Here is a 13,296-nt window from a genome sequence, read left to right as displayed (position 1 = left end):
TTGTTAAGCTAATGCGAGCCAAGCTAAATTTTGTGTTCACCTGAAAAATATAATTCTAAGAAGGAAGTAGATGTGCTGACAATTATTGGTATTTTAATCATTTTATCGATAGTAACATTATTGATGATGGGGAAAGTTAGCCCAATTATCGCAATGTCTTGTATCCCCTTTATTGGTGCTTTATTTGCTGGTTACTCTGTTGCTGAAATTTCAGTATTCTTTGAAAGTGGTATTAATAAAGTGTCAAAAGTCGCTGCGATGTTTTTATTTGCGATTTTATTTTTTAGCTTAATGAAAGATCTGCACATTTTTGATCCGTTGATTCGTTTTATGGTTAAAATGACGCGTGGAAATATTATTATTGTTTGTATTATGACAACGTTAATTGCGGGGGTTGTCCATTTAGATGGGTCAGGCGCTGCGACATTCTTAATTATTATTCCTGCCTTATTACCTTTATACCGCCAACTAGGGATGAGCCCTTATTTAATGTTATTGCTGATGTGCGCCAGTATGGGGGTCATGAATATGGTACCTTGGGGTGGCCCATTAGGTCGAGCTTCGGCAGTCACTGGAATTGACGCCTCGACTCTATGGCAACATTTGATCCCTGTACAATTAATTGGCATGGCTGGCGCAGTGGTATTTGCTATTCTGATGGGATTACGTGAGAAAAGACGTATTGCAGCGGCAAGTTTGAAAGGCACTACGCCATATGAAATGGATTCTTTACTACCTGTTAGTGATGACACTGCAGATATAAGCGATACAGTTCAGAAACCCAAAAAACCACTTATCAATGGTGGGTTAATCATCGCATCTGTTATCTGTTTAGCATTCGGATTATTATCAGCGCCTTATGTTTTTATGATCGCACTTTCCATTGCTTTAATGGTTAACTTCCCTAACCCTAGGGACCAAATGAAAATTTTGGCAGCCCATGCACCGCAAGCGTTGGGAATGGTGGCCATAATATTAGCAGCGGGAGCATTCTTAGGTATTTTATCTGAAGGTGGGATGCTTGAGTCAATTGCAACAGACTTAACGGCTATTTTACCAACAGAATGGGTTTCTAAAGTCCATATTTTTGTCGGTATTTTAGGTGTACCGATGGATATTTTTACGAGTACAGATGCTTACTATTTTGCTTTATTACCAATAATTCAACAAATTGCAGCCACAGTTGGTGTTGACCCATCTTCCGTTGTTTACGCCATGGCGATAGGTAACAACGCGGGAACCTTCGTGAGCCCATTTTCACCAGCAGCTTGGTTAGCAATGGGTTTGGCTGGAATTGATATGGGCCGTCACTTACGCTATTCATTTGGTTGGATTTGGTTGTTTAGTTTCTTTTTGTTAGCAGTTGGGGCGCTACTCGGCTTGTATTAATTTGCTCGTTGGCTTCAAAAGTAAACCCTAGTCACATACTTGTGTATGCTCCTAGGGATTTACTTTTTTGCGGCCTAGCTGTGACATGAAATCCTTAGAGCAAATTATCTCTTCTTAAATCCTTATATCAAACCATCTTCATCTTGCTTGCCACCGCGTTTTTGGCTTCAAAAGTAAATTCTAGTGATAGGTAACTAGGGTTTGATTATTTTTTAGCTATTCAACTATCACGTATTAACTATCAGATAGTTACTATGTCGTAATACGAATGGCTATGACATGATTTATTGGTTAATTATATCAATAAGGTTTGTTATGCGTAGGCCACTTTCTTCCTATCATCCTATTCTCTATTGGCTGCGCGTGACTCAAAAGCGCTTAGTTCGAAGATTGCATTGGGTATGTTCTGCCAAGCATTATGCGAAGTCAAAATCCAGTGAACGCCTTGAGTATCGCTACAACAAGCATACATCTAAGCTGATCCGTAAATTAGGTGAATCAGACCTACGTTTGCAATACAACAAAGTAACGAACTTGCGTATTGCTGCCGAAGCGATGAATGGGGTTATTATTTACCCAGGAGAATATTTTTCATTTTATCGGCTCGTAGGAAAACCGACTTCGCGCAGAGGTTTTCTTGAAGGTATGGAACTTTCATTTGGTGAAGCTCGTTCAGGGATTGGCGGGGGAATTTGCCAACTAAGTAATTTAATTCATTGGATGGTATTGCATTCTCCATTGCAAGTGGTTGAGCGCGCTAATCATAGTTTTGACCCATTTCCAGATGAAGGTTGTGTATTGCCTTTTGGTTCAGGGGCGGCAATCTTTTATAATTATATCGATTTGGTTTTCTATAATCCGACACAAAGTGCTTTTCAATTGGTATTTAATATCGCTGAGCATCAACTCGAAGGGGAATTATTGAGTTGTACCTCACGTGAACATAAATACCATATTTATGAGAAAAACCATAAGTTTACCCGAGAAAATGGAGTTATATACCGGCATAACGAAATTTGGCAAAAAGTGACAACTAAAGGACAAGAACCTAGTACTTTGCAGGATAATTGTTTGTATCGTAATAAGGTGATAGTGAAATATTCCTTAGATGAAAGCCAGATAGCGGTTGAATAATATCGCTAGCAATGAGATTAGGAATAAATTGATAGCCTTTTTCTTGACAATTAGACTAAAATTCAACTGTTTTCCTTCAATTTCGCTAATTTTGACCCTTAGCTAAGTAAAAATGAGGCCGTTACTCGGAATAGATATGTAATACCTACACTTGATTTCTCAACAATTAAAGACGCAAATCTAGCAAAAAGATTTGTGGTTATTTCTATTTCTTTAGAGAAAGCATGATGAATATGCAATCAAGAAAGTATGGTAGAACGTATCACTATCCGTTCTCCCCTGGTACGACTAGTGATGATCGCATTAATCGCGATTGGTGGTCGCACATCCAAAATATAGACAAACTGGTTCACACAGAAAAACTGGACGGTGAAAATAATTGCTTAAACCGTTATGGGGTTTTTGCGCGCTCTCATGGGGCTCCAACTCAATCGGCATGGAGCCAGCAAATTCGCCAACGTTGGCAGTTGATTAAAGACGATTTAGGGGATATTGAACTATTCGGTGAAAACCTTTACGCAATACATTCCATTGAATATCAACATATTGAAGATTATTTCTATGTGTTTGCTGTTAGGCAAGGGGAGTATTGGCTTAGTTGGGAAGAGGTGCAATTTTATGCGGCTTTATTTGATTTTCCAACTGTCCCCCAATTAGATTTATCACTCAGTAAACATATGGACAAGCAAGAATATGCAAGTTCATTAATTACTGCTGCATCATTAGATAGCCAATTTATTGCGCGTGATACTCACACAGGGAAAGCCTGTAGCATGGAAGGGATTGTGAGCCGTGATAGCCAAGGGTTTCATGTGGATGATTTTATGGCACATGTTTTTAAATATGTGCGTAAAAACCATGTCAAAACGGATATCCACTGGAAGCGGCATTGGCAGCGAGCCAAGCTGGCCTTTGAATTACAAGGAGAACAACCATGAGTTGGCAATTAACCCAATATCGTGATTGGGCACAGCTTGAAAGAGAGTTCGATTTTGTGCGTGATATGCAATATGTGCAGCAAGACCGTTTGCACCATGCGGAAGGCAATGTGGCTATTCACACTCAAATGGTGTTAGCGGCTTTGGAGGGGTTACCTGAATATCAACAGCTTCCAGAACTTAAACAACAAATCGTTTGGGCGGCAGCGTTGCTACATGACGTCGAAAAACGCAGTACAACAAAAGAAGATGAAGAAGGGCGAATTCATTCGCCTGGACATGCCAAAAAAGGCGAGTTATCGGTACGCAATATATTATTTCGACAAATAGAAACTCCTTTTGCTATTCGTGAACAAATTGCAACTTTAGTTCGATTTCATGGTTTACCGCTTTGGTTAATGGAAAAGCCAGATCCTGAACGCACGTTATTTGCCGCCTCGTTGCGCGTTGAAATGTCTTTATTGTGTATGCTAGCGAAAGCCGATGCGATAGGGCGTACGTGTGAAGATAAAGCGGAATTGTTGGTCAGAATCGAACTATTTGAGTTGTTCTGTCGTGAGCAGGGTTGTTGGGACCAACCTAAATCATTTGCTTCGCAAGCTGGGCGTTTCCATTATTTTCATCACCAAAAAGGTACTACAGATTATCAACCTTTTGAAGAAACTGGGAGCGAAGTCGTTATGCTATGTGGTTTGCCGGGGATGGGAAAAGACCATTTTATCAAACAGTTTTACCCACGAACTCCGGTGGTATGTTTAGATGATATTCGCCGAGAACATAAAATTAACCCAGCAGATAAAAATGCCCAAGGCTGGGTGGCGCAGCAAGCGAAAGAACAGGCTAAGGTTTTTTTGCGAACGAAAACGGATTTTATATGGAATGCGACCTCATTAAGTGCTTCGCTACGTGCCAGTATGATCAGTTTATTTGAACGCTACCAAGCCAAAGTTCATTTAGTTTATTTGGAAGTGTCATTTAAACAGTGGCGACAACAAAATCAACAGCGTAAATATGCGGTTCCAGAGCTGGTTATGGAAAAAATGGCAGGGAAGTTAGAATTACCAACGCCAGATGAAGCCCATCAGGTTTCCTATTATATTGACGGTAATTTTGAACCGTTACTTGCAGAAAAGTAAAATTAATCGCCTGCCTCTTAGCTAGAGGCAGGACGTGATATTAGTTTTAAGGAACGTACACATCGCCCTCGAAGAGTTTTCTCGCTGTACGAATAATTGATGCCTGAATCCCTTCCGGTGAATTGCCTTGCTGGTTTAACGATACGTCAAATTTTCCACTTAAATGTTCAATGGAAATATTATTCATATCAACAGAGTGAATATATTGCTGAGTAATACTATTAGGAACAATAGTACTTGTCGCAATGGCGATAGCACCAGTCACGGCAAGTGCGCCATGGCATTTATGTGGCATAAAATAACGGACATTAATTGTTCCACCGTGAATGGCAGGTGAAATCAATATAGGTTTAGGAATAACTTTTTTGCTAACATCACCAAGTCCCATCACTGCGCCTGCTTGTATACGAATAGCTTCGAGCTTTTGCATAAATTCGGCATCGGCTTCAAGCTGTTCCGCGGTTTCATAACCAGTTTTGTTAAGCTGAGGGGCATCAATTAACACCACAGGCATCGCCATATCAATACAACTAACATCAATACCTTCAATGGTGTCAATTGCATGGCCAGTCGGGAGCAATTTTCCTGTTTTAGTTCCACAAGCATTTAAAAATGTCAGTGCAACAGGCGCGGCATGACCGGGTACACTCGCAATTTCGGTGTCACCATCATAATCGACATGGCCATCAGGCGTTTGTACAGTAGAGTTGACGAAGGTGTTTGTATTGACATTACGGATCCTCACAGTCGTTGTTTCTCCTGTGATGGGCACCAAGCCTTTTTCAATAGCAAAAGAACCTACGGCACAAAGAATATTGCCACAATTTGGTGCCGTATCAACAATGCGCTCAGTAATAGAAACCTGAGCAAATAAATAATCAATATCAGCATCACTGTGAGTTGAAGGGCTAATAATAGCGACTTTACTGGTTTGTGGGCTGCCACCACCAATGCCATCAATTTGCAAAGCATGACCAGACCCCATAATCGCTAGGATCAGCTCATCCCGTTGTTTTATGTCTTTAGGAAGGGAGTCTGCTAAAAGGAATACGCCTTTCGAGGTGCCGCCACGCATTAAGGTACAAGGAATTTTTTTCATCTGTTTACCCGTTATATTTCACGCTGTGCCTGTGTTGGCTACGCTCAGTCACCCAAGTCACATACTTTTGTATGCTCCATGGGATGCCTTCACTTGCCGCCTTGCCACAACGTGAACTATTTAGGGTAAACCCGTTCAGCTTCCCGCAGTGGCGGTGTTGGCTACGCTCAGTTACCCAAGTCACATACTTTTGTATGCTCCATGGGATGCCTTTGTTTTGCCGCCTTGTTACAACCCGAACTATTTAGAGGATTAGCGTGAATTACCGTTATATTTGGGTTTAGGGCACAATTTGCATTGCGCCCCATGGAATAATTTAATGAGAGATTAGAATAGAGCGCATTAAATCAGCCCCATGCTAATCAAGATCTCCCACCAACCTAAACCGATAGTCATGTGAACGAATAAGCTAATGAAGGCCACTAACCCGCCAATGATCCACCAAGAACGGATATCGTTATAACCCGCACCGAATACGATAGGTGCTGCGGCGCCGCCATAGTGAGTTACGCTTCCGCCGTAAGCATTCGAGAACAGCAAACCTAGAGCGAGTAACATCGGAGGAGCCCCTGCAACCATACCGACAGTGGCAAATACCGGAACCATGGCTGCAACATACGCACCACCAGAGGCAAATAAGTAGCGAATGGCAACACTGATGAACATGATGACAAAGAAAGCTAGCATCGCTTGGTCACCGAAGGAGAGATATTGACTCATGGTATCGGCGAGCCACTTGAAGAAGCCTGCTTTTGTGAGAACACCAGACATACTGATGATACCACCGTACCAAATCAGGGTATTCCAGCCGCCTTTATTCTTCAGTACGTCATCCCAAGTTACAACACCTAGGATCAGGGTTAATGCCATGACCGCAATCGCGACGCTAGAAGCGCTGACACCGATAAGGTCAGAGAAAATCCAGCCACACAGCGCGATAATGAAGACAATTCCCAGCAATTTTTCACGCATAGTCATTGGGCCTAAGTCTTCCAGGCCTTTGGCCGCGATCTCTTTGTTATTCACCTTTTTCAACTCAGGTGGATACAGTTTGTAGATCATTAACGGTGTCAAAATCAGCATGATTAAACCCGGTACAGAGGCTGCAAGTGCCCATCCACCCCAACTTAAATGGATGCCCATAATGTCACTCATCATGGCAAGGGCGAGTGCATTTGGCGCCATTGCGGTCAAGAACATATAGCTGGTGGTTTTAGTCACCATATAAACGTTGACGAGGAGATAATGGCCTGCTTTACGTGGACTTTTTTCTGGATCAGACCCTAAAGCAACGGCGACACTATTGATGATTGGGAAAACAATCCCTCCTGCACGTGCGGTATTAGAAGGCGTCGCTGGTGCGATAATTAAATCAAGGATTGCGGTTACATAACCGAGTCCTAACGTTGTACCACCTAACTTACCAATCAAGATATAAGAAAGACGTTTACCTAAACCAGTAATAACAAAGGCAGCGCTCAGAGTAAATGCAGCAAATACAAGCCATGTCGTACCGGATGCATATCCACTTAAAACTTCACTTGCTTTGACATCTTTAGTACCTGTTACTCCAATAATTACTGCACTTGCAGCAATAGTGGCTAATAAAATAACAGGCTCTGAATATGGTTTAAGTACCAAACCGACAATAGCGGCAAGATAAAGACCGAATAACAACCACGCAATATGTGGTAGCCCCGCTGGTGTAGGTATTAAAGCAATAATAATTGGAATGGCTATTAACACGAATAGCTTCCATATTTTTTCTTTTTGCATAAGCCAATTTCCTTGATTAAATCAATATTAAATTTATTTAATATTAAATTGAATGAACTTTAATATTAGGAATTTGTTAAAATGATAATTTTTAATATGGCTGTATCTTGAATGAAATATAATGATTTTAATTTTCATTAATAATTCACTCTAAGGTGTATAATTTAGTTAAATAATTAATTGGTTTTTATTTGGTTAAATTGTTTTATTTTTAAATTATTCCTGTTTTATTAATGTTAAAAAATTACGTAATGTTAAATAAAGGATTGGTTGGGTAATCGAGCAAAAAACCAAGTTAGAATTAGTAAATCCGCACTTCCCCCAGGACTCACATTTAGCTGAATACATTCATTATCGAAATGTTTAACCTTAACTAAGTCATCATGGGTATTTATACCAGCAGTTAATAGCTGTTTTGCACGTTGCTTGATCCACGTTAAACTCTTGATACCACCACGATTGACAATATTCGTATCATCATTCAGGCTCATGAGTAAAATTAAAGTATCAAGTAGAGCGATATCGGCGAGTTTGCCTTTAGCAAGTTGCTGCAAATAATAAGGAAGTGAATGTTTGATTACTAACGAATAACCGCCTTCAGCTTCACCTCTTGCACCTGTTAACCCATGTCTCTGATATAAGCGATGGCCAGCGGTAGGGTTTTCGGTTTTTTGTTTAAGTTCATTGGTAATTCCCTTACACATACTAGCAACCAATAAGCTGACATTTTCAGGTGAGACACATTGTTGTTGTGCAATCAAACGGCCTATTGCGGTTAAGACTAAACCCAAGGAAAAAATACTGCCTTTATGGGTATTAACCCCTTTTGTTGCACGGAACATCGACTTTTCACAATCCATTCCGATAGGGCGAATATGGGGTAATAGTTGCTCTATAGGACAATTTTTGTATTGAGCGCCTGCTTGCAAAAATTGAGGAAAATGTGTCGCGATGGCATTGGCACTTAAATGAAAATCTGTCAGTGCCATATCTTTATGGGCACCGGTATTATGTTTATCCACTAACCCAGGTTTAGGGGTTAAGTTTACTTCAGCTAACATCGCCTGCCATGCTAATTGGCTGTAATAGTGGGTTAATTTATCATTTATATGGCTGAGTTGTTTAATGGGTTGCATACGCTAACTCCTCGATACGATTAAGTATCTCAACCAATGAATGTGTCCGCTGACGAGCACAAATTTTCGCTTCATTTTCACAAATTAGGCATTGTCTTGGTGGCAGATTTAATTGACTACGTGAATATTGCTGCCCCTTGGCATCAAACACATCAAAATCCCATAACCGACCAACAGCAGACGATTCTTCCATGCGAATTAACGCTTTTTTAATCTCGATAGCATCTCCGTCAACGGCAACCAAGCATTCCGGCCCCGTTTTTAATGCCCAAGATTGTTGTGATAAAAACACCCACTGCCCGCATGAAGCAATTTGTTTAAGCGCATTTAGGCCCTGATTAAACACATGTCTAACAAGAGAGTTGTCTTTGACAGCTCCAGGAAAAACGACAGTAAATGAAATCAAGGTTACCTGATGGAGACCAATCCACGCTTGTTGGCGAGCCTGACGGGCATCTCGGCTATCCAACAGTTCAGGTAAAGAAATATCAAATTGCTCTTGAGTATCAGGCAGTGGGTAAAACATATTTACTCCTTCACTTGATGAACAACATCAATGACTGAGCCATCACGATAACGAACAACCGCAACAGCTTTATCTGTAAATTCAATTGGGTTAGGAGTACCAGTTAATAATTGTGCTCGTTCTCGTAACCAGTTCATTGAAACGGTTTTAATACCTTGGCTTTCAAGTTGCTGTTTTAATTCAGGACGAGCAGGGTTAACTGTAATTCCATGGTCAGTGACAAGAATATCGACACTGGAACCAGGTGTAACACACGTGAGCACTTCATCCACTAATGTTGGAATACGGCCACGTACCAGTGGTGCAACAATGATAGATAATTTTGATGCAACGGCTGTGTCGCTATGGCCACCAGATGCACCACGGATAATGCCATCAGAACCCGTTAACACATTGACATTAAAGCGAGTATCGATTTCTAACGCGCTGAGCACAACCACATCAAGCATATCAACGGAAGCACCTTTTGAATCAAAGCACGCATATTGGTTAGCACTGATTTCAATATGATTCGGGTTGCGAGCAAGTGATTCTGCTGCCGCTTTATCAAAACTTTGGACATCCAATAATTTACGAATTAATCCTTTTTCATGTAAATCAACGATAGTTGAGGTAATGCCGCCAAGTGCGAAGCCAGCCTGAATATTATGGCGTCTCATTTTGTCTTCAAGGAAGCGAGTGACGGCAAGAGAAGCACCGCCCGTACCGGTTTGTAATGAAAAACCATCTTTAAAGTAACCCGATTTTTCGATAACATCAGCTGCAGTACGAGCAATCAGAAGTTCACGAGGGTTTGACGTCATACGTGTCGCATCAGCCCCAATTTTATCGGCATCACCCACCCGTTTAACTTTGACGATGTAATCGACTTCATCTTGCTTAATACTGGATGGGTTATGGGGGTAATCTAATATCTCTTCAGTGAGCATCACCACTTTTTTCGCGGTCTCAGCATCAATTTTGGCATAACCTAAAGAACCGCAACTCGCACTGCCAGTGTAGCCATTGGCATTGCCGTATTCATCACAAGAAGGAACCCCAATAAACGCCACATCAATAACTAGCTCACCGCTATGAATTAGATTGGCTCTTCCACCATGCGAATGAATTTGTACAGGTTCTTCTAATTCACCACGTGAAATAGCTTCAGCGAGTGGGCCTCGGATACCAGAGGTATAAATTTTGCGGATAACACCATGACGAATATGTTCAACAAGTGGTGAATGGCAAGCACTTAATGAGCTTGATGCAAGTGTTAAGTTGCGAAAACCCATTTCAGCAATGACTTGCATCACCATATTGACCGTAAGATCTCCACCGCGAAAGGCGTGATGGAAAGAAATAGTCATACCGTCTTTAAGACCAGAACGACGGATCGCGACTTGTAAGTCATCACATAATTTGCGATTTCTCGGCTTTTGTACCTGTTGTTGTACTTTGCCGATATCTTTAAATTCACGTAGTACATCGTCAGTATTTGGTTGTAAGTAGGCTGATACGCGAGCCTGGCGCTGAGTATTATTTGTCATTTTTATTGCCTCACTCTTCCCGAATTCCTGATAATGCTGCTCGTGATAACACGAGGCGAGCTCTGTCAATAACTGGGCCATCGACCATTTTTCCGTTCAATGAAACCACACCTTTACCTTCAAGGGCTGCGGCATCAGCGGCTTCAACAACACGCTGTGCATGGTCGACTTCTTTTTGAGTTGGTGCATATAAATTATGAAGTAACTCAATTTGTCTTGGGTTAATTAATGATTTGCCATCAAAGCCGAGCTGTTTAATGTGAGCGGCTTCGCGTAGGAAACCTTCTTCATTATTCGCATCAGAATATACGGTATCAAACGCTTGAATACCGGCTGAACGAGCGGCTTGTAAAATGGCGCACCGAGCATAGAGGAGTTCTACGCCGTCTGGAGACCGCTCGGTGCGCAAATTGCGGACATAGTCCTCGGCACCTAATGCGATGCCTATAAGTCTTGGTGATGAATGAGCAATATTGACTGCTTGAGTGATGCCCATTGGAGATTCGATAGCGGCGAGCAAACCCGTGCTACCTTCTTCGCGGCCACAACTTTTTTCTATACGTAAGATTTCACTTTCAATATCAATAACATCTTGCGCAGTATCTGTTTTAGGAAGGCGGACAATATTTGCACCACCACGAACAACGGCCTCAAGGTCAGCAACACCAAAGGCGGAATCTAATGCATTGACCCGCACAATGGTTTCAATATCTTGATAAAGCGGGTGCTGTAATGCATGGTAAACCAAGCGACGAGCCGTGTCTTTTTCGCGTAAAGTTACAGAGTCCTCAAGGTCGAACATTAAAGCATCCGCTTTATAAATAAAGGAATTGCTTAACATGGCTGCATTGGAACCGGGCACAAATAACATACTTCTGCGTGTACGTGATTTTTGTTCTGGAGTCATTATTTATCCTCCCAAGGCAGATAGTCGATATCACAGGCGCGAGCCAATAAGGCTTCTAAACGCGCTTTAAGTACGCATTCCAGTGCACCTTTATCATCTACAATGATTTGTGCTCCTTGAATATCATGCTGCTGAATCATTTCTTGTACGATTTTTGCGATAGCATCCCCAAACTGCTTTTCAACACTACTGGTAATTTGTATTGAGACCTCTTGAGTGTCTTCTAGCGGTTCGATACGAACCATGACATCACTTGATTCAAGTGTGCCAGCTACTGCTGCGTGTTTTATCTTCATATTTCACCTATGGCTAATTCAGAACTTTCGGTGTGGCTTTGAGCGGATGCGACTTGATTGGCGACCATCTCTTGTAAATATTGATAGGTTGCCTCAGGTACAATCGGCTTAATCGCCGCAAGATCTTTTTTAGCGAGCAATCGTCTAACTTGTGAGGCAGAAACTGCCGTTCCATTGATGATTGTTCGCGGAAATTCAACGAGTTCTATAGGTGGAAAATTCATAGCATCGGTTTTTAACCAAAAGCACATGTCTTGGTTATATTGGTTGGTGACTTGGCAAAATGGTTCCGAGCCTACGAATCGATGGGTTATCCCCAGAGCAGGGGCGATATATTGACGAAATATCTTAATGTCTATTTCGGTATAACAGTTATTGGCAACCGTTTTGTCTTTAATAAAGTAACAAGGAAAAGTCGCGCGAGAAATAATATACTCGGAGCCTTTGTGGATAGTGAGATTTTCTATTCCTTTAGTCCCAGCTTCGATTAAATTTAATCTAATTTTATAAGGGAAACGAGAAGTATCTTCTTTGACAACAAATAGGTGTAGCCAGTCACAGGCCTTCGCGGCTTGTTCTATTAAATAGCTATGGCCAAGGGTGAAGGGATTGGCATTCATGACGATTGCGCCAATTTTTTTTCCTTCCTTACGTTGTGCTTTTAAACTTTCGATATAACGTTTTAGATAACAGCAACTGTTTTCCATCAACACCATAATATCAGGAACGGTGGCAATAGTATGGAAGCCACATTGTTGGAATAAGCTTTCATTTTGAAATTTAGTATAAATAAATAAATGCGTTGTATTATTTTCGTAAGCAAGATTAACCAGTTCTGTTGCTAATTTTAATGCAAGGCCTTCACCTCGAGCATCATCACTAATAGCAACGCATTTAATAACATTTTTTGCTAAGCCTCCGCACGCAATTAATTTTTCATTGCGTGAGATTGTAATAAAAACGTCAATGCTTGAATCAAGCTCTAAATCGTTTTCCTTTAAAAACTGAGTTATTTCAGCAAGTTTCCTGTTCTCATGACGTTTTACTTGGTTAAACGTTATGTTTTCGAACATAATAGTATCCTGCATCTCATTTAGAGATGTTTTTAAAATGTTGCTAATGTTAAAGTTAATTAAATAAATATTTTTGGTTATTCTTATAAAAGTAAATATAAATTCTTATTTAATTATCCTCTCTGATATTTATATTAAAGATACTGTATTTAATATATTTGACCTATTTCATGTTTCTTAAATGAGATTGTATTTGTTTAATGGTTTTAAAGTTTTTAATTATTGGATATGTTTTTTATTGCTTGGTTTTAATGTGTTTAATTATTAATATGTGTATTATACCTTTGGCTTGAATCCGATTTATCGGTTATCCTACCTTTTTTGAATTAACAAATTTTTTACTTTTCAGCCAGTAAC

The 13,296-nt window shown here is 40.7% G+C and carries 13 protein-coding genes; 4 read left to right on the top strand and 9 right to left on the bottom strand.

Going from position 1 to position 13,296, the window contains the following annotated elements; all coding sequences use genetic code 11:
• The first annotated feature begins 72 nt into the window (after nt 1-72).
• The 4 genes from FVA69_RS13210 to FVA69_RS13195 all read left to right on the top strand — a co-directional run bounded on the left by FVA69_RS13210 (nt 73) and on the right by FVA69_RS13195 (nt 4,597).
• A complete protein-coding gene (locus FVA69_RS13210) occupies nt 73-1,389 on the top strand; it encodes a CitMHS family transporter (protein ID WP_109911191.1) in 1,317 nt (438 codons plus the stop codon).
• Nucleotides 1,390-1,704: 315 nt separating this feature from the next.
• Nucleotides 1,705-2,523, top strand: a complete 819-nt coding sequence (locus tag FVA69_RS13205; RefSeq protein WP_164528937.1) for a VanW family protein — start codon at nt 1,705-1,707, stop codon at nt 2,521-2,523.
• A gap of 227 nt (nt 2,524-2,750) precedes the next feature.
• The gene (locus FVA69_RS13200) at nt 2,751-3,461 is read left to right on the top strand and encodes an RNA ligase family protein (protein WP_123382178.1); all 711 of its coding nucleotides are present in this window, start codon (nt 2,751-2,753) and stop codon (nt 3,459-3,461) included.
• Nucleotides 3,458-4,597, top strand: coding sequence for an AAA family ATPase (locus tag FVA69_RS13195; protein WP_164528936.1), 1,140 nt, complete (start codon nt 3,458-3,460; stop codon nt 4,595-4,597). Before FVA69_RS13200 ends, FVA69_RS13195 begins: the two co-directional genes overlap by 4 nt.
• Before the next feature lie 46 nt (nt 4,598-4,643).
• Here FVA69_RS13195 and FVA69_RS13190 read toward each other — a convergent pair whose 3' ends face one another.
• The 9 genes from FVA69_RS13190 to citC all read right to left on the bottom strand — a co-directional run bounded on the left by FVA69_RS13190 (nt 4,644) and on the right by citC (nt 12,939).
• The gene (locus tag FVA69_RS13190; RefSeq protein ID WP_109911195.1) at nt 4,644-5,696 is read right to left on the bottom strand and encodes a 4-oxalomesaconate tautomerase; all 1,053 of its coding nucleotides are present in this window, start codon (nt 5,694-5,696) and stop codon (nt 4,644-4,646) included.
• A gap of 4 nt (nt 5,697-5,700) precedes the next feature.
• Complete coding sequence (locus FVA69_RS13185; protein ID WP_162598824.1) at nt 5,701-5,880, bottom strand: hypothetical protein; 180 nt, start codon at nt 5,878-5,880, stop codon at nt 5,701-5,703.
• 158 nt (nt 5,881-6,038) lie between these two features.
• Nucleotides 6,039-7,472 (bottom strand): anion permease, encoded by a 1,434-nt coding sequence (locus tag FVA69_RS13180; RefSeq protein ID WP_109911196.1) that lies wholly within the window; start codon nt 7,470-7,472, stop codon nt 6,039-6,041.
• Between the two features lie 254 nt (nt 7,473-7,726).
• Nucleotides 7,727-8,608, bottom strand: coding sequence for a triphosphoribosyl-dephospho-CoA synthase CitG (gene citG / locus FVA69_RS13175; RefSeq protein WP_164528935.1), 882 nt, complete (start codon nt 8,606-8,608; stop codon nt 7,727-7,729).
• Nucleotides 8,595-9,134 carry a citrate lyase holo-[acyl-carrier protein] synthase gene (gene citX / locus FVA69_RS13170; RefSeq protein WP_117162035.1) on the bottom strand — a complete coding sequence of 180 codons (540 nt, stop codon included), beginning with the start codon at nt 9,132-9,134 and terminating at the stop codon, nt 8,595-8,597. The genes citG and citX overlap by 14 nt, the downstream gene beginning before the upstream one ends.
• Before the next feature lie 2 nt (nt 9,135-9,136).
• A complete protein-coding gene (citF, locus tag FVA69_RS13165) occupies nt 9,137-10,663 on the bottom strand; it encodes a citrate lyase subunit alpha (protein WP_004910067.1) in 1,527 nt (508 codons plus the stop codon).
• A gap of 10 nt (nt 10,664-10,673) precedes the next feature.
• Complete coding sequence (citE, locus tag FVA69_RS13160; RefSeq protein ID WP_004910068.1) at nt 10,674-11,570, bottom strand: citrate (pro-3S)-lyase subunit beta; 897 nt, start codon at nt 11,568-11,570, stop codon at nt 10,674-10,676.
• Nucleotides 11,570-11,866: a citrate lyase acyl carrier protein gene (citD, locus tag FVA69_RS13155; protein ID WP_004910070.1), complete on the bottom strand. Its 297-nt coding sequence runs from the start codon at nt 11,864-11,866 to the stop codon at nt 11,570-11,572. Before citD ends, citE begins: the two co-directional genes overlap by 1 nt.
• Nucleotides 11,863-12,939: a [citrate (pro-3S)-lyase] ligase gene (citC, locus tag FVA69_RS13150; protein WP_238789237.1), complete on the bottom strand. Its 1,077-nt coding sequence runs from the start codon at nt 12,937-12,939 to the stop codon at nt 11,863-11,865. Before citC ends, citD begins: the two co-directional genes overlap by 4 nt.
• Nucleotides 12,940-13,296 lie beyond the last annotated feature (357 nt).

Origin of the sequence: Providencia sp. PROV004, assembly GCF_011045615.1 — a bacterium.
Classification (GTDB): Bacteria; Pseudomonadota; Gammaproteobacteria; order Enterobacterales; family Enterobacteriaceae; genus Providencia; species Providencia rettgeri.
The sequence above is the reverse complement of the archived record's forward strand: the minus strand, read 5'-3'. Positions and strand labels throughout refer to the sequence as shown.